This window comes from Janthinobacterium sp. SUN211 (genome assembly GCF_030587315.1).
Lineage (GTDB): Bacteria > Pseudomonadota > Gammaproteobacteria > Burkholderiales > Burkholderiaceae_D > Janthinobacterium > Janthinobacterium kumbetense.
Genome location: NZ_JAPWIC010000001.1, coordinates 281,333 through 302,896 on the forward strand (window position 1 = coordinate 281,333; position 21,564 = coordinate 302,896).

The following is a 21,564-nucleotide window of genomic DNA, read 5'->3' on the forward strand; positions in this document are numbered from 1 at the left end:
AACGCATCTTGCGGGGCAGGTTCCAGGTCCGCAAGGCCATGCCGCCAGGAGAATGCATGAACAGCTCACCAATGCCGCCGCGGATACTGATCGTCGATGACGAGCTGGCGCATGTGCGCGCGCTGTGCGACACCTTGCGCGGCCAGGCTTACGACACGACGGGGCTCGCCTCGGGCGAGGCGGCGCTGTCCCTGCTGGCCGTCGAATCGTTCGACCTGCTGCTGGTCGACCTGATGATGCCGGGCATGAACGGCATCGCCGTGGTGGAAGCGGCGCGGCAGATCGATCCCGACCTGGCCTGCATCATCATGACGGGCGAAGGCACGATTGCCTCGGCCGTGCAGGCCATGCAGGCGGGCGCGCTCGATTACGTCGTCAAGCCGTTCAAGGTGTCGGGCATCCTGCTGATACTGGCGCGGGCGCTGGAAACGCGCCAGTTGCGCATCGCCAATGCGCGCCTGGAACTGCTGCTGCGCCAGCACACGGCCGAACTCGACGCCATGAACAAGGATTTGCAGCTGGCCCGCGAAGTGGCCGAGCGGGCGAACCAGGAAAAGACCAATTTCCTGTCCAGCATGAGCCACGAGTTGCGCACGCCGCTCAACGCCATCCTGGGCTTTTCGCAGATGCTGACATCCGATTCCATCCCCTCGACGGCGCAGGAAAGGAAAACCTTTGCCTCGCACATCTTCGGCGCCGGCCGGCATTTGTTGACCTTGATCAACGATATCCTCGACATCGCCAGGATCGAGTCGGGCAATATGTCGCTGTCGATGGAGCCAGTGGACCTGGCCGGCATCTACCACGAATGCTGGCAAATGATGGAACCGCTGGCGCACAAGCGCGGCATCACCCTGACGTTCGTGGAAGCGGTCGGCCTGCATGTGCTGGCCGACCGCACGCGCCTCAAGCAGGTGCTGATCAACCTGCTGTCGAACGCCGTCAAGTACAACCGCGAACAGGGCGAGATCCACGTCGATTGCCAGCCCGTCGATGCGCAGCGGCTGCGCCTGTCCGTGCGCGACACGGGCGCCGGGCTGAGCGCCGCGCAGCTCGAGGCGCTGTTCCAGCCCTTCAACCGCCTTGGACGCGATGCGCGCGACGAGGAGGGCACGGGCCTGGGACTGGTGGTTAGCAAGCGCCTGGCCGAAGCCATGCAGGGCAGGCTGGGCGTGGCCAGCACGCCCGGGCGCGGCAGCACCTTCTGGCTCGATATCGCCAGTTGCCCGGCGCGCCAGCCGCTGCAGGAAAGCCCGCGCCTGCCCGCCATCGCCCGGCCCGCCGAGCCGATAACGTTGCCGGAGCGCAAGACGCTGCTGTATGTGGAAGACAATCCCCTGAACGTGACCCTGGTGGCGGGTCTGATCCATTTTCGCCCCGATCTCGACCTGCTGTCGGCCGGCGACGGGCAAACGGGCCTGGAGATGGCGCGCCGCCACCTGCCGCAGCTGATACTGATGGATATCGACCTGCCCGACATCAGCGGCACGCAAGTCATGCAGCTGCTGCGCGCCGATGCCCGCACGGCGCATATTCCCGTCATCGCCCTGACGGCCGTGGCGGGGCCCGGCGATGTCCGCCAGGGGCTGGCGGCCGGCTTTTACTGCTATCTCACCAAGCCGGTCGACGTGGTGGCGTTTTCCGAGGCCGTCAACAGCGCGCTGGAGTTGGCCACGGCGCAGTGCAGCGCATGAGCGGCCCGACGCCAGCGCGGCGGACGGTCTGGCTGGCGGCCGCACTGCTGCTGGCGATGCTGGCCGCCATCGCCCTGTGGCGGCTGTTTGCCCGTCCCGCGCCGCCGCCCGGCCCCGTGGAAGAGCTGCGCCTGGCCGTGAACGCGGAATACGTGGGCAGCTGCCCCGTGCTGGCCGCGCACGGGCAGGGCTATTTCGCGCGCGAAGGCATCCACGCGCGGCTGCAATCCTACTCGTCGGGCAAGGCTTCGCTGGAAGCCGTGTTGCAGGGCCAGGCCGACCTGGGCACCGTGTCCGATATTCCCGTGGTGCTGGCGAGTCTGAAGAACCAGTCCGTCGTCATCATCGCCAGCATCTTCGAGGCCGAACGCGACCACGGCATCGTGGGGCGCCTGGACCGCGGCGTGTCCACGCCCGCCAGCCTGAAGGGCAAGCGCATCGGCGTGACCCTGGGCACCTCCGGCCAGTTCGCGTTGGACGCCTTCCTGAACCGCCAGAAGCTGCTGCCCGGCGAAGTCACCCTGCACAACTACGCGCCGGACCAGTTGGCCGCTGCGCTGGCGCGGGGCGAGGTCGATGCGGCGGCCGGCTGGGAACCGTTCCTGACGGCCATGACGCACGCCATCGCGGGCAAGGCGGCCATCTTCTATGGCGAGGACGTGTATGCGGGCCTGTTCAACGTGGCCGGCGCGGGCGATTACGTGCGCGCGCACCCGGCGACGATGCGCAAGGTGTTGCGCGCGCTGATCGCCGGCGCGCGCTTTTGCCAGGACGAACCCGACGCCGCGCGCGCCCTGTTTGCCAGGGCGTCGCCCGGCGAAGCGGCGCGCCTGCAGGCGGCCTGGCACGGCTATCAGTTTGGCGTCGTGCTCGACCAGGGCTTGCTGCTGGCGCTGGAAGACGAGGCGCGCTGGGCCATCAAGAACCGCCTGGGCGAGCGCGGCGACATGCCGAACTTCCTCGACGCCGTCTACCTGGATGGCCTGGAAGCCGTGGCGCCATCGGCCGTGACGGTCATTCATTGAGAGGGCCACCGTGAAAATTGTCACGCGCTTCAAGCTGGCCCAACTGTTTTGCGTGGTGCTGGTGGCCATCATCGTCGCCGTGCTGTTCTCCACCACCATGGCGATGCAGCGCGAACTGGCGAAGAACAAGGCGGCGGCCGATATCCTGCAAGCTGTCACGTCGCTGCGCTACCTGTCGATCGAGTATGCGCTGCACCATGGCGCGCGCACGCGCGCCCAGTGGCAGCTGCGCAGCGAGTCGCTGTCCACGGGGCTGCTGGCCACGCCCGCCTTCAACGGCGACGAAGAGCGCAAGCTGCTGCGCGAATTGCAGGGCGACCTGGCCGGCGTGGGCGGCCTGTTCGAGCTGTTTGTCGCGAATCACCGCGAGCTGGGGCAGGACCCGCAGCGGCGCGAGGTGCTGGGCGAGCTGGAAGCGCGCCTGTCGGGCCAGATCATGGGCAAGGTGCAGGGCATGATTTCGGATGCGATGCGGCTGTCCGAATTGAGCCGGCAAGGCGTGCTGGAGGCGCAGCAGCAAGCCAACGTGGCCGTGGTGCTGTTTGGCGGCATGATCATCGCGCTGGTGGCCGGCTTGATCTACTTCACCATGACCAGCGTCACGGGACCGCTGGAAAAGTTGCGCCAGGGCACCCTGATCGTCGGCGCCGGCAAACTCGATTTTGCGCTCGGCGTGCACACCAAGAATGAAATCGGCGACCTGGCGCGCGCCTTCGACGGCATGACGGAAAAGCTGCGCCGCACCACCGTCTCGCGCGACGAGCTGGCGCACACGAATGCCGCCCTGGAAACGCAGATCGCCGAACGCCAGCTGGCCGAGCGCAAGGTGCATGAACAGCTCGAGCGCCTGAACCTGCTGCAGCAGATCACGCGCTCGATCGGCGAGCGGCAGGACTTGCGCAGCATCTTCCAGGTGGTGGTGCGCAGCCTGGAAGAGCAGCTGCCCATCGATTTCAGCTGCATCTGCCTGTATGAGCCGTCGCAGCACGCGCTGCAGGTGACGTGCGTGGGCGTGCGCAGCGAGGCGCTGGCGCAGTCCTTCATGATGAGCGAACACGCGCACATTCCCATCGATGAAAATGGCCTGTCGAGCTGCGTGCGCGGCAAGCTCGTGTATGAAGCCGATATCGCCGATGTGGCGTTTCCGTTTCCGCAGCGGCTGGCGCAAGGGGGGCTGCGCGCCCTCGTCATGGCGCCGCTGCTGGCTGAAAACACGGTCTTCGGCATCCTGATCGTGGCGCGCCGTGCCGCGCACAGTTTCACCAGCGGCGAATGCGAATTCCTCAGCCAGCTGAGCGAGCACGTGGCGCTGGCCGCCAACCAGGCGCAGCTCTACGGCGCGCTGCAACGCGCGTATGACGATTTGCGCCAGACCCAGCAGTCGGTGATGCAGCAGGAGCGCCTGCGCGCGCTGGGGCAGATGGCCAGCGGCATCGCGCACGATATCAATAACGCCATTTCCCCCGTGGCCCTGTACACCGAGTCCTTGCTGGAGACGGAAACCAATCTCAGTCCGCAGGGCCGGCATTGTCTGGAAGTCATCGAACGGGCCATCGACGACGTGGCCGCCACCGTGGCGCGCATGCGCGAATTTTACCGCCAGCGCGAACCGCAACTGGCGCTGTCGCCCATCAATGTCAACCTGGTGGTGCAGCAGGTGCTGGACTTGACGCGCGCGCGCTGGAGCGACATGCCGCAGCAGCGCGGCATCGTCATCGCCCTGCGCATGGAGCTGGCGGACGGGTTGCCCATGCTGCCCGGCAGCGTGGGTGAAATCCGCGAAGCGCTGACGAACCTGGTCTTCAACGCCGTCGACGCCATGCCGGAAGGCGGCACCCTGACCGTGCGCACGGCCTGCATCGCCGGGCCGGGCCAGGCCGGGGTACGGCAGGTGCAGGTCGAAGTGGGCGATACGGGCATCGGCATGGACGAAAATACCCGCCGCCGCTGCCTGGAGCCGTTTTTTACCACCAAGGGCGAGCGGGGCACGGGCCTGGGCCTGGCCATGGTGTACGGCATGATGGAGCGCCATGGGGCCGGCATCGACATCGTCACGGCGCCGGGGCAGGGCACGGCGGTGCGCCTGGCGTTTCCCGCCTGCGCGGAAGGCGAGGGGGTCGAAGTGCCCGACACGGCCCACGCTGTGCCGCCGCGCCTGCGCATCCTCGTGGTGGACGACGACCCGATGGTGCTCAAGTCCCTGCGCGACATCCTGGAAATCGACGGCCACGACGTGGTGTCCGCCGATGGCGGCCAGGCCGGCATCGACTGCTTCCTGGCCGCCTGCGACAGGGGCGAGCATTTCGCGGTGGTCATCACGGACCTGGGCATGCCCCACGTGGACGGGCGCAAGGTGGCCAGCGCCGTGCGCCAGCATTCGCCGGCCACGCCCATCATCATGCTCACGGGCTGGGGCCAGCGCCTGGCGGCCGACAGCGACTACCCCGAACACGTCAACTGCGTGCTGGGCAAGCCGCCGCGGCTGAAGGAATTGCGGCGCGCCTTGAACATGGTTATTTCGACGGGGTAGGTGGCGAGCTCGTTCGAGCCAGATCGTCCTTGTTTAATCTGTATCAAGCTTCGCTGCGATCGCCGCACAGCGGCGTGACGACTCACTAGACTTGTATAGATGGATCCGTCATTCCAGCCTTTGCCAAAGGAGTGATGAGTATGTCTGTTGTCTGTCCAAGCGAGTCAAACGTCTTGTCTTTAATTAAGGCGATACTGTGATCATACCGAGCCCCCCGCCAGAAGCAGCACCTGTCCCGACGTATAGCGGCGATTCGCTGAGCAAGAAAATAGCGATCCTCGATCTCGTGACGACCTTGACATATAAACTGGCCGTTGCAGTGGGCGCCATCGTCACGCTGACCTATCTGTTTGACATTCAGTTTTTTCCCAGCAGTTTGACGCCAGGCGAAGTGGTATTCTTTATCTTTGTGGCACTGATGTTCGGTTTTCTGTACTGTATCTTCCTGTTGTTCGGGGCCATGTCCGCAGTGTGGCTGCTCCAGCTGTGCTCCTGGCTGGAAAAGCGGGTTTCCAGGAGGTACGCTGGCTGTGGTCAGGCGACCCTGTTTGTCGTTCCAGCCGGGCTGCGTGGCGTTGGCTATTGCCTGGTATCGCTTTTCTTTTTTTTGCTGTCCTTGCTGTATGCATTCGCCGGTGCTAGACCTTCTTTGTTTTTACTGATATTGATCTTTTTCTGTGCCGGTTTTCTTACCCTCTTTCTAGGCACGGCTGGTACGCAAGCGGGTATCACGGTCGCAGGTGCGCAGCCGAAGCCGCAGCGCAGATTGGCGCAGCTTGCCGCAGTGTTCGTCGCACCGCTGGTACTCGTGCTGTTCTTCGGGCCGTTCATGAAGATGGTGCATATGGCTTTCCAGCTATTGGGTGTGCGTATTCCTGACGTCAGCATCGAAGTGCCCGAGACCGAGCTCGGTGAAATCGAGCGCGTCACGGAAGTCGTCGGCCGCCCCATCCTTGACTGCCGCAGGAGCGCCGGGGGGCGATTGCTGGTACATCATGCCGATGTATTGTGGACCGGCGTTGGCGGCGTGTCGCTTGTCACGTTCAGCGTACGCACGAAGCCGGAGGCCAGTATTTTCAGCCCTGAACCGGTCGTCCTCAAGGTTGCCACCTTGCGTCTGGATGCGGCAACGATGCGCATCATCAAGAGCCGGCCTGTCTTGAATCCCTGTTTCGACCTATCCAACGACTTGCTGTTCAAAACCGGCAGCGAGCAATTATTGCCAACGGCACAACCGCGTCTGCAGGCTCTTGCCTCAGCCATTCTGGCATCGGGTACGCCGCATGACATTATGGTGCGCGGCCACAGTGACGCTCGTCCTTTCGCGGGCAGTATTGCTGGAAAAGCCGTGGATAATCAACGTCTATCGGAGCTGCGCGCAGAGGCGATTGTCAATGTACTCAGAACTGCGCTGGATGGAAAGAATCTGACAATGCGATCGGAAGGGGCGGGTGCGCGGGAGCCGCGCGTGAAATGCCCTGTCGAGGCAAGCACTACCGCATATGAAACGGAACAGTGCAATGCCTTGAACCGCAGGGTGGAGGTGCGCGTGCTGTACGCGCAAACGCAGTGAGGCGAGCGGTGGCAGCGGCGTTTGCAGCCGTTTCCGCAACTCGCCTGGCGTGTTATGCCGTTGGATGCGATATCAGAACCGGTACGTCAACGTCCCCCGCACGCTGCGCGGCACGCCATACGTACCTTGCGCGTAGGTGTTGATGTTGATGTATTTCTTGTCCAGCGTGTTTTCCACGTTCAGCTGGGCCGTCAACTGGCGCGACAGCTGGTACGTGGCCATCAGGCTCACCGTGCTGTAGGCTTCCTGCGTCACTCTTTCCTTGCCGTTCGGGCCTTCGTCGTCAAAGTAGAACTTGCTTTGCCAGTTGATGCCGCCGCCCACGGTGAGGTCTGGCTTTACCTTCCAGGTGGTGAACAGGCGCGCCGTCGAGCGCGGAGACAGGGTGTTGATGTCCTGTTGCTCGCGGTCCTTGGCGCGGAAGTGGCTGGCGCTGGCTGTCACGTTCCAGCCCGGCGCCAAGCGGCCCGACAATTCTCCCTCGATGCCGCGGCTGGTGGCGCCGCGCGCCGCGTAGTACGCTTGCGTGGTGGTGCCGGGAATCCTGTGTGCGCCGTCCGGCTGGGCCAGCTTGTCCTGCTTGATTTCAAAGATGCCGATGGAACCGTTGGCCCGGCCCCCGGCCAGTTCTCCCTTCAAGCCCACTTCCATGCTTTGCCCCGTCAGCGGGTCCAGCCAGGCGCCCGTGCGGTCCTGGTTTTCCTGCGGGCGGAAGATGTCCGTATAGCTGGCGTAGGCCGAGTATGTCTCATTGAGATCGATCACCACGCCCGCGTAGGGCACGAACTTGCTCTTGGCGAAGGCAAAGCGGGCGCTGCCGTCAAAGCCGATGCGGTCCTTGTCCCAGCGGCTCAAGCGACCGCCGAGTATCAATTTGGTGTTGTCGGCAAGGTTCAGCCGCGCCGCGCCATACGCGCCATATTGTTTGGTCGTGTATTTTTCCGACAGCACGAGTTCGCCCCAGGCGGGCTGCGGGTAGCTGCCATCCCAGGCGAGGAAATTGCCGATCGGTTCAGGGTCGAGCGCCTCCTTGACGCTGAACTCGGCGTGCTGCACCGTGTAGTTGGCCCCGACGATGACTTCATGCTGGCGTCCGCCCAGGGAAAATGGCCCCGACAGCTTCACGTCGGCGCTGCTTTGGTCGCGCGCGCCGATGTAGCGGTTCGGATAGCCGAGCATGCCGAGGCCCGTGATTCTATCGGGCCGTTCGGCCAGGAATACCAGCGGCGTGTCTTCCGTGTGCTTGCTGTACATGGCTTGCGCCTGCGCTTTCCAGCCCTGGCCCAGTGCATGTTCCACGGTGGCGTGCACGTTCGTCTGTTCCGTGGCCCAGGCGGCCCAGCGGGGCGCAGTCGTGACGGAGCGGTCGAAATTGGTGCGCGTGCCGTCGCTGTACCACAGGGGGAAGCCGCCCCAGTTGCTGCCTTTCGGGTCGTTCTTCTGGTAGCTGGCGCCCAGCATGGCCACGGTGCCGGGCGCCAGGTCCGCTTCGACGGTGGCGTAGACGAGCTGGCGCTGGTTCGAATAGCCATTGGTAAACGACTTGCGGTCTTGCCAGGCGCCGGCCACGCGGCTGCGCACGGAGCCATCCCCGTTCAACGGCGCGGCCAGGTCGAGCGTGCCCCGGTAATCGCTCCACGAGCCGGCCGCCAGCGACCATTGCCCTTCGAATTGCCTGGCGCTGGCCCGCTTGCGCACCAGGTTGATCGAGGCGGACGGGTAGCCGGCGCCCGTCAGCAAGCCCGTGGCGCCCCGCGTCACTTCCACGCGGTCGTAGATCAGCGAATCCATTTCCGATTCGCCGCCCGAATACTGCACCTTATACGTGGTGGGCACGCCGTCGTACTGGAAGTTGTCGACGTCGAAGCCGCGCGCGGAAAAGGTGCTGCGTTCCGTGTCGAACTGGTTGACGGCGATGCCGGGCGTGTTGCGCAGCACGTCGCGCACCGTCAGCAAGTCCTGGTCGTCCATGCGCTGGCGCGTGATGACGCTGACCGATTGCGGCGTCTCGCGCAAGGACAGCACCAGGCCCGTGGCGCTGGCCGTGGCCGGCGTCGTGTACGAGCCCGTGCCTTCCGTACTCGTGCTGCGCTCGGCCGTGGCGCGCACGGCGATGCCGGGCAGGGTGGCCGCATCGGCCGCCGAGGGCAGCTTGCGCACGGCGTAGTGGCCGCCACCCTGGTCGACAGCGTATAAGCCGCTGCCATCGAGCAGGCGGGCGAAACCGTCGGCCACCTGGTAGTTGCCGTTCAAGCCGCGGCTGTTCAAGCCCGCATACAGGCTGGCGGCGCCGGAAATGCTGACCCCGGCGTCGGCCGCAAACGCGGACAGGACGGCGCCGAGGGGGCCGGCGGCTACCTGGTAGTGGCGCGTGGGCGCCTGTTGCGGTTGCTGCTGGGCGGATGCGGGCGCGGTCAAGGCCAGGCTGCCCAGCAGGGCCAGGGTGATGCTGGTGTGGCGGTAGTGCTTCATTGCTTGTTTCCCTTCGTTCATGTGTTGGTCCTGTGTGGATTGACGGGGCACATGACGGAAAGGGACATTGTTCTCAAAAATTTTTATGCGGGCTCGACGGAAATCCACCAACGGCTGTGGCGCCGCACGCGGATGGGCAGCGACGCTTGCAGCAGGGCCAGCAGGGCGTCCGTGTCGCGCAGCTGGTACACGCCCGACACGCGCAGCCGCGCCACGGCCGGATCGCAGCGCACCACGCCGTGGCGATAGCGGGCCAGCTGCGCCAGCACCTGCTCCAGCGGCGTGTCGTCCGCGTACAGCAAGCCCTTGAGCCAGGCGGCTGCGTGCGGCGCCAGCGGCTGCGGCGCGCCGGCGGCCGTTTCATCGAAACTGGCTTGCCAGCCCGCCTGCACGATGACGGGCCGGCCTTCGGCGGGCCGCACTTCCACGGCGCCCTGCGAGACGGCCACGTGGGTGCGCGCGCCCAGCAGGCTGTCGTCCTGGCGCACCGTGAAGCGCGTGCCGAGGGCGCGGATGCTGCCGTTGCTGGTGCGCACGATGAAGGGACGCCCGAGGGGATCGGGGCTGGTCGCCACGTGTATCTCTCCGCCGCGCAGCTGCACCAGGCGCAGGGATGCGCCGAAGGCGACATCGGCGGCGCTGGCCGTATTCAGGCTCAAGCCGCTGCCGTCGGGCAGGGGGAAATGGCGGATGTCTCCCGTGGCCGTGCGCAGGTCGGCCGTCCATGCCTGCCATGGCGCCACGCGCAGCATGGCCCAGCCGGCTGGCCCGGCGACGATCAGCACGGCCAGGGTCTTCAGGATGGCGCGGCGCTGCGCGCCGGACGGGCGGTCCAGCACTTGCCTGGACAAGGGCATGGCCAGCGGCGGGGGCAGCATGCCGAAGGTGCGGCATACTTGCTCGGCCCGCTGCCACGCCGTTTCATGGTCGGGGTGGGCGGCGCGCCAGCGGGCCAGCCCCTGCTGCGCGGCAGCGTCGAGTTCGCCGCCTTGCAGGCGCATCATCCAGTGCGCCGCTTCGCGCGCGGCGCGTGCATCGAGGGCCGCGCTCATGTCAGGCCAGCAGCAGGATGCATTGTTCGAACGCCTGCACCATGTAGCGCTTGACGGTGCGCTCGCTTACTTTCAGGCGCGCGGCGATGTCCGCATACGCCATGCCTTCCAGCTGCGACAGCAGGAAGGCCGTGCGCACTTTCGCCCCCAGGCCGTCGAGCATGGCGTCGATCTGGTGCAGGGTTTCCAGGATGAGCAAGCGGTCTTCCGCCGACGGCGTGACGGGGGCGGGCAGCTGCGCCAGGGTGGCCAGCCAGGCCTGCTCCAGCGACTGGCGGCGGTAATGGTCGATCAGCAGGCGGCGCGCCACGGTGGTCAGGTAGGCGCGCGGCTCGCGCAGGGTGACGGCGCGCTCGCCGGGCGTGGCCAGCAGCTTGATGAAGGTATCCTGCGCCAGGTCGGCCGCGTGATCCGTACAGGACAATTTGCCGCGCAGCCAGCGCAACAGCCACGGATGGTGCTGGCCATACAGCTGACTCAATGACATGGGGCTTTGAGAATCGGCGGCAGGCGATACGGCATACGTCACGGCACACTCCAGGTTGGCGCGGAAGTCCCGTGCCGCTGGCGCATGCAGGCTCTTCTTAAATGCGAATGGTTCTCATTTTACATTGACGTGCCCGAATGTCAATGCGGCAGCCGGATTGGCATGGCAATCATGGGCTTTCCGCTATACTGGCCCCCCCAATATTGCTGCCCCTGGCCGAAAAACACCATGGACCTGAGTACCCACGCCGCCGTCGTCAATTGCGAAGCGTATCGCGACGGCAAGAAGATCGCGCACTTTGATATCGACAAGGTGGGCGACTTCCTCGGCGACCCCGATTGTTTCGTGTGGATCGGCCTGGCCAGCCCCGACGTCACGGCCATGCACGCGCTGCAGGCGGCCTTCGGCCTGCACGAACTGGCCGTCGAGGATGCGCAGGGCGCGCACGAGCGCCCCAAGCTGGAAGAGTACGGCGACACCCTGTTCATGGTGATGCACACGGCCACCCTGGATGGCGAGGCCATCGTCTACGGCGAAACCCACGTCTTTCTCGGCCCCCGCTTCATCATCACGGTGCGCCACGGCGCCTCGGCCGGCTATGCGAAGTTGCGCGAACGCAAGGAAAGCATGCCCGAGAAGCTGGCCAGCGGTCCCGGCTACGTGCTGTATTCCATCATCGATTTCATCGTCGACCAGTATCAGCCCTGCATCGACCATTTGCAGGCCCGCTTCCAGCACCATGAGCTGCAGCTGTTCAAGCCCAGCTTGAGCGAAGACAAGCTGCAGGATTTCTACCAGCTCAAGACGGAGCTGCTGAAGCTCGACGCGGCCGTCAATCCCCTGCATGACATCTGCACCCAGCTGATCCGTTTCCATGGCGATATCGTGCCCAAGGAAAACCGCATCTATTACCGCGACATTCTCGACCACGTGAAACGGGTCACGCATACGGCGGGGCAGATGCGCGAACTGGTCAACTCGGCCATGCAGGTGGCGCTGGGGCAAATTTCGATCCGCCAGAACGAGGTCGTCAAGCGCCTGGCCGCCTGGGCCGCCATCCTGGCCGTGCCCACCATGGTCTTCAGCCTGTACGGCATGAACTTCGAATTCATGCCGGAACTGAAGTGGCGCGGCAGCTATCCGGCCGTGATCGTCGTCATCATCGCCGGCTGCTGGTGGCTGCACCGCCGCCTGAAGCGCGAAGGCTGGCTGTAGCCGGCAGGCTTACGCTGCGGCCACCGCGCTTGCCGCCTCCAGTATCAGCGCCGCCACTTTCACGGGGCGCGAGGCCAGCGACGCGTGGCTGGCGTTCAGCGTGATGACTTTGCGCGCCTGCAGGCGCGCCGCCATGCGCTCCTGGTTGACGGGGGAAATCATGCGGTCGGCACTGGACACCTGGTACCAGCTGGGCTTATGTTTCCAGGCCGGGTCGCTGACGGTGTCGCCGAAGGTGCTGGCCAGCGGCGCCTTCTGCACCACGCCCAGCACGGCGCCTTCTTCCGCGTCGAGGTCCTGGCAAAAGCTGTCATGGTATTGTTCGGGCTTGACCCACAGATAGCCGTCGCTGTCGCCTTCCAGGCTGGCCGCGCCCAGCGGCGGGTGTTCCTGCGTGATGCTGCCCGGGCTTTCGCCCGCGTCGGGGGCAAAGGCGGCGATGTACACGAGGCCCGCCACATTCGGCGCATTGCCGGCCACGCTGATGACGGCGCCGCCGTAGGAGTGTCCCACCAGCAACACCGGGCCATCGACCTGCGCCACCATCTTGCGCGTGCGTTCGGCGTCGTCGGCCAGCGACGTCAAGGGCAGTTCGACGGCGCGGATGGCCGTGTGGCCCTGGCGCCGCAATTCGAGGATGACGCGGCTCCAGTGGGCGGCGCCGCCCCAGAAACCGTGGACGAGGACGATGGTGGCTTGCTTGCTCATGCGGAACTCCTTGGGACAAGGGAAACGGAGAAGACCGCGCCGTGTGCGAGGCGGCACTGCGCGGCGGCTGGCTGCACGCCTATTGTAGACCTTCCCAGCGCATGGCCTCGATGGCGTCGACCACCGTGCTCTCGTATTCGATGAAGAAATCGCTGTGGAAGCCGTTGCGCATCACCAGGTGGCTGCTGCCGGGCAGGGCGGCGGCCAGTTGCTCGCCGTCGGCCAGGCGCAGCGGCCGGATAAAGTCGAGTACTTCCTGCGCGGCGGCCCGGGTGGCGGTATCGGCTTGCAGCAGCCATGGAAACAGGTTGCGCAAGGTGCCGGGATCGACGGTGACGACCAGCGCCGGCGCGCGCACGCGGCGGTAGTCGGGCGAAAAATTGTGCGCGGCCACGTCCATGGCCCTGGCGATGGCGGGCGGCGTGTTCGGCCGCCCCGAACCGTCGGGCAGCACTTCCAGTGCATCGCGCCAGTTCGCTTCCAGCGCGGGCCACCATTGCTTGTTGATGCGCCTGGCATAGGCGATCGAGGCGTCCAGCGATGCCAGGTCGGCCGGGCCGGGCGGCGGTTCGTCGTAGGGCGTCGGTGCGGGTTCTTCATAGCCGCCGCTGGCCAGGTAATCGAAGGTCGTGTCCAGGTAGGCGAGGCCCCGCACGCGCCGCGGGTGGCTGCCGGCGAACAGGGTCAGCTCGTTGCCGGCGATGGAGTGCCCGGCCAGGATGATGCGCGGCACCTTCAGTGCGTCCAGCACGGCCAGCAGGTCGGCCACGAGGGTGGCGGGAGAGTAGCTGGCGTCGCTGGCGGGCGTTGGCTTGCTCGACGAACCGTAGCCGCGCCGCGTGATGGCCAGCACGCGGTGGCGGCGCGCCAGCGCGGGCGCCAGGCTGTCGAACGCATGCGCATTGGCGCCCAGGCCGGCCAGCAGCACGATCACGTCGTCGCTGTCACCCCGTGCCGATGGCCAGTCGCGCACGTGCAGGCTGACGCCGGGGGCGACGCCGATCTGCCGGTCCGTCACGCCGGATGCGCGCGGCAGCGAACTGCCGCCGCATGCGGCGAGGCCGGCCAGCGCCGTCATCCCCGACAGAAAGTGTCTGCGGGCGTGGAAATGCGCGGGGGCGCCGGGTGTCATGCTCATGCTGTACTCCTGGTGTGGGTGAGGGCATGAGCAGTGTCGCCGCCGCGCATGAAGCGCGGATGAGGGGCGGGTGAAGGAAGGCTGAAGGCCCGCCGGCCGCGCTAGTGCGACACGAGCACCGGCAACGTCGTCTCTTGCAGCACCGTGCGCGTGACGCCGCCCAGCAGCGCTTCGCGCAGGCGCATGTGGCCGTAGCAGCCCATCACGACCAGGTCGCAGCGCCGCTGCGCGGCCATGGCCAGCAGCGCCGTCCCCACGTCCTGGCCCGGCGGCGTGTCGTGCTGCAGCACCTCGACGTTGACGCCGTGGCGCGCCAGGTACAGGGCCAGGTCGGCGCCCGGCTGCTCGCCGTGCGCGGCCGGCTGGGCGTGCGAATTGACGACGGCCAGGGTGACTTGCCGCGCCCTTTGCAGCAGCGGCAGCGCATCGGTGATGGCGCGCAGCGCTTCGGCGCTGCCGTTCCAGGCCAGCAGCGGATGCTGCGCGGCGCCCGCCGGCGCGGCGGAGGGCGCGTGCGGCACCATCAGCACGGGCCGGCCGCAATGGAGCATCAGGTATTCGGCCGTGCCGGCGATGACGCGCGACGGCGTATCCTGCGCATCCGTCTGGCCCAGGATCAGCAAGTCGCAATAGCGCGCCTGCAGCAGCAGCGCGCCTTGCGCGTCGTCGTCGACGAAGCGCGTTTCGTAGGCGCCCAGGCCTTCCTCGCGCGCGATGCGCTCGAAGTCGTGCAAGGCTTCGCTGGCCTGGGTGCGCAGCGCCTGCATCTGCGCCGGCGCAAACTGCAGCGCGTTGACGCCGCCGCCATACGCGTAGCGCGAGATGCCGCTCATGGCCGAACCGATCAGGTGCGCCCCTTCGGCGATGGCCAGGCGCACGGCCAGGCGGATGCGCTGGGCGCAGTGGCGGGAATTGTCGACGTGGACCAGCAGGGTGGTGTAGGGCATGGCGTTTCCTCGGTTGTCAGTTGTCAGGTCTGCAGCACGTAGCTGCCCGGCGCGTCGCCCAGATCGGGGCCCATGGCCGGCGGCGCCACTTGCGCGCCCGCTTGCTGCGCCAGCCAGGATTGCCAGGCGGGCCACCAGGAACCGTCATGGTGCGGCACGTCGCGCTGCCAGCTGTCCGCGTCGACATACGGCGCGTCGTGGCGGTGCGTGGCCAGCTGGTAGCTGCGGCGCGGCTGTCCCGGCGGCGAGACGACGCCCGCGTTGTGGCCGCCCGAGGTGAGCAGGAAGGTGACGTCCGTGTCGGTCAGCAGCTGCAGTTTGTAGACGGAGCGCCACGGCGCCACGTGATCCGTCAGGGTGCCGACGGCAAAGATCGGTGCATCGATGTCGGGCAGGGCGATGTGGCGGCCTGCCGTGCGGTAGCGGCCTTCGGCCAGGTCGTTGTGCAGGAACAGGCGGCGCAGGTATTCCGAATGCATGCGGCAGGGCATGCGCGTGGCGTCCCCGTTCCAGGCCATCAGGTCGCTGTCCTGTTCATCTTGTCCCAGCAGGTAGTGGTTCAAGCGGCGCGACCAGATCAGATCGTTTGAGCGCAGCAACTGGAAGGCGCCCGCCATCTGCTTCGTATCGAGGTAACCCTGCTTCCACATGGCCGCTTCCAGGAAGCTGACCTGGCTGTCGTCGATGAACAGCGACAGTTCGCCCGGCTCCTTGAAGTCCACCTGCGAGGCCAGCATGGTGAGGCTGGCCAGGCGCGCATCGCCGTCGCGCGCCATCGTCGCGGCGGCGATCGCCAGCAGGGTGCCGCCCAGGCAGTAGCCGGCCGCGTGCACCTGCGGCGCGCCCGTGATGCGGGCAACGGCGTCGAGCGCATCCATCACGCCCAGCTGGCGGTAGTCTTCCAGCGACAGCTCGCGGTCTTCTTCCTGCGGGTTTTTCCAGGAAATCATGAACACCGTGTGGCCTTGGCCCACCAGGTAGCGCACCAGCGAATTGTGCGGCGACAGGTCGAGAATATAGAACTTCATGATCCAGGCGGGCACGAACAGCAGCGGCGTGGCATGCACGCTCTCTGTCGCGGGCGCGTACTGTATCAATTCGATCAAGTCATTGCGGTAGACCACCTTGCCCGGCGTGACGGCCACGTTTCCGCCCACCTTGAACGTGGCTTCGCCGGCCGCGCCGGCGCCCATGGCGGCGCGCTGCCAGTCGTCGGCCGCGTGGACCATGCCGCGCGCCAGGCTGGCGCCGCCGCTCGCGAGGGTGGCTTGCTGCACCACGGGATTGGTCAGCAGGAAGTTCGACGGCGCCAGCATGTCGAGCCACTGGCGCACGGTGAACGTGACGACATCCTCGTGGTGCGGCGAGACGCCGCGCACGCCCGTGGTGGCGCGGTGCCACCACTGCTGCTGCAGCAAGAAGCCCTGGTAGACGAGATTGTAGGGCCAGCGTTGCCAGGCCGGGTCGTCGAAGCGCCGGTCCTGCGGCAGCGGCGCGATGCACGGCGGCTCGGCGGCGCCGCCGGTCAGGGCCGATTGCCAGGCATATTGCTGCCAGCGGCCGATCTTCTTCCACGCTTCCTGCAGCAGCGTTTGCTGCTTCGACGGCGCCAGCGCCAGGTGGCTGAGCCAGTCGGCATACGCGTTGCCCAGCGCGGCCGGCGAAATGCCGCCCGTGAACTTGCCCAGCCAGGCGTTCAGCAGCAGGTCGAGCGTGGCGCCTTCCGGCGCGCTTTCCGGATAGCCGGGAACCGGCACGCCTTGCCAGGCGCTGCCCAGGCGCTCATGTGCAAACTTTTGCTCCGCATTGCTCGACTGCGTCTTGTTCATCCGGGGCTCCCGTCATTTTTTTACAGGATAGCAAGAGCTTGTTCAAAAAATTATGATCTACATCAAGTTTGGCCGGATGCCTGCGGCCGGCAACCTGCCGCCGGGATGGCCAAGTCCGTTTGTTGCATAAACGAAATGCATTCCAACGAATTTACTGATTGCAATGATTAAAATTGAATTTTCCATGCGGCAATACCCGGACTCGATGGCGGCGCCAGTGTCCAGTTCCCCATTTTACACTCTGTCAAGGCGGATTTCTTTGCGCAACCATGCATTATGGCAAACTAAAAAATTGTTTCTTTTTGGATTTATTTATTGTATTTGGTAAATTTATGCAGCAAAATACCATTACAGCCTGACCAGCAGGCGTGCAGGCCGTTCAAGCAGGCGGGACAGGCCGGTAACCGGAATCGAGGAGAGGGACATGCTTACGAACTGGATGACAAGCGGCAGGGCAGATGCCTGCAGGGGCAATACGGCGTTCAGGCGCGGCATGGCGCGCGATACCGCGGGCGCTGTGCGACCGGCCCTGGGCCGCCTGCAGGTGCTCGCCTACCTGGCGCTGCTGTTGGCCGTGCTGCCCGCCGCAAGCTGCATCGCCATGGGACGCGCCGGCGTGCCGGTGCTGTTCAGCACCGCGTGCGGCGTGGTGTCGTGTGCGGCCGGGGGGCATGCGCTGTAAGCAGGCCCCAATAAATGATTGCGATTTCTGGCTTCCATAAGCGGCGCTGTGCGTCGCAGCGAGCGCCTTGCCTGGCATCCGATCTTGTTCCTCATAAATTGACAATGATTTCCTGATGATTACTTAGCGCGTGGCCTGCGCTTCCTCGCAAATCCACTCCATGAATGCCTGCACGGCGGGGCGCGTGGCTGCGTCGGGCCGCGTCACCAGGTAGTAGGCAAAGCGCGCGGGCCACGGCAAGTCCAGCACTTGCACCAGGCGCCCGGCGGCGATTTCTTCCTGCGCGTACAGCTGCGGCACCAGGGCCAGGCCCTGGCCCGCCTCGGCCGCGCGTATCAACAGAAAATCATCTTCGAAGGCCGAGCCGCGCAGCGCCCGCGCCGCATCCTCGCTGCCGTCCGGCGCGCCATGCGCGGCCAGCCACAGGGGCCAGTCGGCGCGGTCCGTATCGTGCAGCAGCGGGTAGCGCAGGCAATCGGCCGGCGTGGCGATGGGCGGCTGGCCCGCCATCAGGGCCGGGCTGGCGACGGGCACCAGCACGGGCGCCATCAAACGCGTCACCTGCAAGCCCGGATAGTCGCCCAGGCCGTGGCGCAAGGCCACGTCGACCCGGTCGCGGCGCAGGTCGACCAGCGCGGATGTCGCTTCCACGCGCACTTCGATATGGGGATGGCGCTGGTTGAAGCGGCCCAGGCGCGGCACCAGCCACGCGGCGGCAAAGGTGGCGACCGTGCTGACGGTGAGCGTCTGGCGCGCGCCCATGTCTTCCAGCGCCTGGCTGGCGCCGGCGATCTGCGCGAAGGCGCCCAACAGGGCGGGGTGGACCCTGGCGCCCGCCTCGGTCAGGCGCAAGCCCTGGCGTTCGCGCGTAAACAGGGGCATGCCGACCCGTTCTTCCAGCAGGCGGATTTGCTGGCTGACGGCGCCGGACGTCACGTGCAGCGCTTCGGCGGCCGCCTTGATGCTGCCGCGCTGGCCCACTTCGACAAAGGCGCGCAGCGCCTGGAGCGGTAAAGGATGCGTCATCGATATAGTTTTTCTAAAGTCAAGCGCGAAAAAACATCGTTTCTGTTTCGCTCTGGGAAAACGCATTATAGGGGAATGCGGCGTTCTTTTGACGTCGAGTAAAACTATATCGATAGGATCTCCATGTTACTTTCACATCGGCAGCTTTGCCTGCTTTTGCTGTGCACCACGCAATTCGTTGCCTTGCTCGATTTTTCCATCACCATGATCCCCTTGCCGCAAATCCAGCACAGCCTGGGCTTCACGCCCGGCGGGCTGCAATGGGTGATCAATGCGTATGGCGTGGCCATCGCCGGCTTCCTGCTGCTGGGCGGGCGCGCGGCCGACCTGTTTGGCCGCCGCCGCGTCTTCATCGCGGGGCTGTTGCTGTTCACGGCCGCCTCCCTGCTGGGCGGCTTTTCGCACAGCCCGGCCATGCTGGTGGCCACGCGCGCGCTGCAGGGCTTCGGCGCCGCCATGTTTTCGCCGGCCGCGTTCTCGCTGCTGCTGGCCGTGTTTCCCGAGCCGGCGCAGCGCAACCGGGCGCTCGGCGCCTGGACGGCCGTGGCGGCCAGCGGCTTTGTCGCGGGACTGATACTGGGCGGCTTCATCACGGACCTGCTGGGCTGGCGCTGGGTGCTGTGGATCAATGTGCCTGTCGGCTTGCTGGTGCTGGCCCTGTCGCCGGCCTTGCCCCAGGGCCGGCCCGATGCCGCCGCGGCTGGCGGCTCTCTCGACGTGTGGGGCGCGCTGCTGGTGGCGTCGGGCGCGGCGACGCTGGTGTTTGCCTTTGCCAATAGCGAACATGTGGGATTGGCGCATCCGCTCACGTTTGCCCTGGTCGCGCTGGCACTGGCCTTGCTGGCGCTGTTCGTCTGGGTGGAAGGGCGCGTGGCCGCGCCGCTGATGCCGCTGGCCGTCTTCCTGCGCCGCTCGACGGGCGGCGCGAATGTCGTCTCCCTGCTGGCCAACACGGCCCTCGGCCCCACCTTTGTCGTCGTGGCGCTGGCCATGCAGGAAGTGCTGGGCTTTTCCGCCACGCGTACGGGACTGGGCTTGCTGCCGATGGCCGTCGCCTTTACGCTGGCCAGCGCGTGGGCCGGACCGGCATTGATCGCCCGCTGCGGCACCAAGCCCGTCATCGTTGGCGGCATGCTGCTGTTCATCGGCGGGCTGGCCATGCTGGGCGCGTCGCTGGCCACGCTGTCTGCCTGGGCCGCCTCCATCCTGCCCGGCACCGTGCTGGCCGGCATCGGTTATGGCCTGGCGTTTCCCGCCTGGACCGTGGCCGGCATCGATGGCGTGCCGGAAGCGGACCATGGCCTGGCGGGCGGCATGCTGACGACCACGCAGGAAGTCGGCTCGGCCGTCGGCCTGGCCGTTGGCGTGGCGGTCAGCATCGCCGTGCTGGCCGGCGGCGGCACGGCCGCGCAAGGCTACAGCGGCGCCATCCTCGTTTCCGCCTGCCTGGTGGCGGCGGGCCTGGCCTGCGCCATCGTCATCCTGCCCGGCAAGGCCGCGCGCCAGGAGGCGGCGCCATGATGGAGCTCTATACCGACAGCTCGCCCAACGGTTTCAAGGCCACCATCGCGCTGGCCGAACTGGGCTTGCCCTATCGATTGCGCCATGTGCGCATCGAACAGGGCGAGCACCGCTTGCCCGCCTTCCTGACCCTCAATCCGCACGGGCGCATTCCCGTGCTGGTCGACCACGACACGGGCATCACCGTGTTCGAGTCGGCCGCCATCCTGCTGTACCTGGCGGAAATGACGGGGCGTTTGCTGCCGGCGCAGCCGCAGCTGCGCTGGGCCGCCATCACCTGGCTGCAATTTCACGCGGCCAGCATGGGGCCGATGCTGGGCCAGCGCGTGCATTTTGAACTGGCCGACGGCGGGGCGGATGTCGTCGCTACGGCGCACTTCCGCCACTTGTGCGACGCGGCGCTGGCCACCATGGACGGCCGCCTGACGGATCACGCCTACCTGGCCGGCGACGACTATTCCATGGCCGACATCGCCAGCTTCGGCTGGCTGCACATCGCCGACCTGGTCGGCTTCAAGCTCGATGACTGGCCGCACGTGGCCGCCTGGTACGCCCGCGTGGCGGCCCGCCCGGCCGTGCAGCTGGGCATCACGCTTCCCGCGCCCGCCACGGGCGCTTGACCTATATCAAGGAACAATATGACGATCGATACCAGCGGCGCGTCTTCGCACGCGTTTGCCCACCATGCAGGCTACCGCCGCATGTTCGCGCCCGGCGCGCTCACCCTCGGCATTTATCTGCCGCTGCGTTTTTACCAGGGCGACATGCAGGCGCTGGCTGGCCAGGCCGACCTGGTCGCCGCCATGGACCGGCAAGGCTTTGCCGCCGCCTGGGTGCGCGACATTCCCCTGTTCGACCCGCGCTTCGGCGATGCGGGCCAGTTGTTCGACCCGTGGACCTATCTGGCGTATCTGGCGGCGCGCACGGAGTCGCTGGCCCTGGCCACGGGCAGCGCCATTTTCACCCTGCGCCATCCGATCGACCTGGCCAAGGCGGCCGCCAGCATCGACCAGCTGTCGGGCGGACGCCTGGTGCTGGGCACGGCCTCGGGCGACCGGGCCAGCGAATTTCCCGCGTATGGCGTGCCATACGCCACGCGCGGCGCGCGCTATGCGCAGGCCGTGCACATGTTCCGCCAGCTGCTGCAGGCAGGCCCCGCCAGCATCGACGGCCCGCTGGGCAGCCTGGCTGGCCTGGAACTGCTGCCCAAGCCCGTGGCGGGCGCCATTCCCCTCGTCGTCACCAGTTCCTCGGGGCAGCCACTGGAATGGATAGGGCGCCACGCCGACGGCTGGCTCACGTATCCGGAAGCGACGGATACGCCGGAGGGGTCGCGCCGCTTGGCGGACAAGATCCGCGCCTGGCGCGCCTGCATACCGGATGGCGGCTTTCGTCCGCACATGTGCAACGAGTGGCTGGACCTGGTGGACGACCCCGATTATCCGCGCACGCCCGTGCGCAGCGGCTATGTGCTGCGCACGGGACGCAGGGGCTTGATCGACTTGCTCGGTGAATGGCGGGACGCTGGCGTCAACCATGCGGCGCTGGGCATCCAGCATGGCCAGCGCCCGGCCGCGGAGGTGCTGCAGGAACTGGCGCAGGAAGTGCTGCCGCATTTTCCCTCGCATGCGGCGCCGGCCAAGGCCGTGCCGCGCTGGTGAAGGC

The 21,564-nt window shown here is 66.5% G+C and carries 17 protein-coding genes; 9 read left to right on the forward strand and 8 right to left on the reverse strand.

The window, feature by feature from the left end; translation table 11 throughout:
• The first annotated feature begins 56 nt into the window (after positions 1-56).
• The 4 genes from O3301_RS01185 (at position 57) to O3301_RS01200 (ending at position 6,822) form a co-directional block, all read left to right on the forward strand.
• A complete protein-coding gene (locus O3301_RS01185) occupies positions 57-1,694 on the forward strand; it encodes a response regulator (RefSeq protein WP_305055250.1) in 1,638 nt (545 codons plus the stop codon).
• Positions 1,691-2,719, forward strand: a complete 1,029-nt coding sequence (locus tag O3301_RS01190) for an ABC transporter substrate-binding protein (protein WP_289915382.1) — start codon at positions 1,691-1,693, stop codon at positions 2,717-2,719. The genes O3301_RS01185 and O3301_RS01190 overlap by 4 nt, the downstream gene beginning before the upstream one ends.
• Positions 2,720-2,729: 10 nt before the next feature.
• Entirely contained in the window at positions 2,730-5,249 is a 2,520-nt protein-coding gene (locus O3301_RS01195) for an ATP-binding protein (protein WP_305055251.1), read from the forward strand.
• A gap of 196 nt (positions 5,250-5,445) precedes the next feature.
• On the forward strand, positions 5,446-6,822 hold the full coding sequence (locus O3301_RS01200; protein WP_305055252.1) for an OmpA family protein: 1,377 nt from the start codon (positions 5,446-5,448) through the stop codon (positions 6,820-6,822).
• A gap of 72 nt (positions 6,823-6,894) precedes the next feature.
• Here the strand turns inward: O3301_RS01200 and O3301_RS01205 are convergent, their stop codons facing one another.
• The 3 genes from O3301_RS01205 to O3301_RS01215 all read right to left on the reverse strand — a co-directional run bounded on the left by O3301_RS01205 (position 6,895) and on the right by O3301_RS01215 (position 10,875).
• Positions 6,895-9,315 carry a TonB-dependent receptor gene (locus O3301_RS01205; protein WP_305055253.1) on the reverse strand — a complete coding sequence of 807 codons (2,421 nt, stop codon included), beginning with the start codon at positions 9,313-9,315 and terminating at the stop codon, positions 6,895-6,897.
• 62 nt (positions 9,316-9,377) lie between these two features.
• Positions 9,378-10,346, reverse strand: coding sequence for a FecR domain-containing protein (locus O3301_RS01210; RefSeq protein ID WP_305055254.1), 969 nt, complete (start codon positions 10,344-10,346; stop codon positions 9,378-9,380).
• 1 nt (position 10,347) lies between these two features.
• Positions 10,348-10,875 (reverse strand): sigma-70 family RNA polymerase sigma factor, encoded by a 528-nt coding sequence (locus O3301_RS01215; RefSeq protein ID WP_289898178.1) that lies wholly within the window; start codon positions 10,873-10,875, stop codon positions 10,348-10,350.
• 186 nt (positions 10,876-11,061) lie between these two features.
• Between O3301_RS01215 and O3301_RS01220 the strand changes: the two genes are divergently transcribed.
• Positions 11,062-12,048: a magnesium and cobalt transport protein CorA gene (locus O3301_RS01220; RefSeq protein ID WP_099664247.1), complete on the forward strand. Its 987-nt coding sequence runs from the start codon at positions 11,062-11,064 to the stop codon at positions 12,046-12,048.
• Positions 12,049-12,057: 9 nt separating this feature from the next.
• Here the strand turns inward: O3301_RS01220 and O3301_RS01225 are convergent, their stop codons facing one another.
• The 4 genes from O3301_RS01225 to O3301_RS01240 all read right to left on the reverse strand — a co-directional run bounded on the left by O3301_RS01225 (position 12,058) and on the right by O3301_RS01240 (position 16,670).
• Positions 12,058-12,756 (reverse strand): alpha/beta hydrolase, encoded by a 699-nt coding sequence (locus tag O3301_RS01225; RefSeq protein WP_305055255.1) that lies wholly within the window; start codon positions 12,754-12,756, stop codon positions 12,058-12,060.
• Positions 12,757-12,835: 79 nt separating this feature from the next.
• Positions 12,836-13,894, reverse strand: a complete 1,059-nt coding sequence (locus tag O3301_RS01230; RefSeq protein WP_305055256.1) for an alpha/beta fold hydrolase — start codon at positions 13,892-13,894, stop codon at positions 12,836-12,838.
• Positions 13,895-13,995: 101 nt separating this feature from the next.
• The gene (locus tag O3301_RS01235; RefSeq protein ID WP_305055257.1) at positions 13,996-14,841 is read right to left on the reverse strand and encodes a universal stress protein; all 846 of its coding nucleotides are present in this window, start codon (positions 14,839-14,841) and stop codon (positions 13,996-13,998) included.
• Between the two features lie 23 nt (positions 14,842-14,864).
• Positions 14,865-16,670 carry an alpha/beta hydrolase gene (locus tag O3301_RS01240; protein ID WP_305055258.1) on the reverse strand — a complete coding sequence of 602 codons (1,806 nt, stop codon included), beginning with the start codon at positions 16,668-16,670 and terminating at the stop codon, positions 14,865-14,867.
• Between the two features lie 493 nt (positions 16,671-17,163).
• Here O3301_RS01240 and O3301_RS01245 point away from each other — a divergent pair, with 493 nt between their 5' ends.
• Positions 17,164-17,352 (forward strand): hypothetical protein, encoded by a 189-nt coding sequence (locus O3301_RS01245; protein WP_305055259.1) that lies wholly within the window; start codon positions 17,164-17,166, stop codon positions 17,350-17,352.
• A 123-nt stretch (positions 17,353-17,475) separates the two neighbouring features.
• Here the strand turns inward: O3301_RS01245 and gcvA are convergent, their stop codons facing one another.
• A complete protein-coding gene (gene gcvA / locus O3301_RS01250; protein ID WP_305055260.1) occupies positions 17,476-18,378 on the reverse strand; it encodes a transcriptional regulator GcvA in 903 nt (300 codons plus the stop codon).
• Positions 18,379-18,501: 123 nt separating this feature from the next.
• On the opposite strand from gcvA, the gene O3301_RS01255 reads away from it, so the two are divergent.
• Genes O3301_RS01255 through O3301_RS01265 form a run of 3 tightly spaced genes read left to right on the forward strand, consistent with a single transcriptional unit; the run spans position 18,502 to position 21,560 of the window.
• The gene (locus O3301_RS01255) at positions 18,502-19,899 is read left to right on the forward strand and encodes an MFS transporter (RefSeq protein ID WP_305055261.1); all 1,398 of its coding nucleotides are present in this window, start codon (positions 18,502-18,504) and stop codon (positions 19,897-19,899) included.
• Entirely contained in the window at positions 19,896-20,519 is a 624-nt protein-coding gene (locus tag O3301_RS01260) for a glutathione S-transferase family protein (RefSeq protein WP_305055262.1), read from the forward strand. The genes O3301_RS01255 and O3301_RS01260 overlap by 4 nt, the downstream gene beginning before the upstream one ends.
• 18 nt (positions 20,520-20,537) lie before the next feature.
• Positions 20,538-21,560, forward strand: coding sequence for an LLM class oxidoreductase (locus O3301_RS01265; protein WP_305055263.1), 1,023 nt, complete (start codon positions 20,538-20,540; stop codon positions 21,558-21,560).
• The last annotated feature ends 4 nt before the right edge of the window (positions 21,561-21,564 follow it).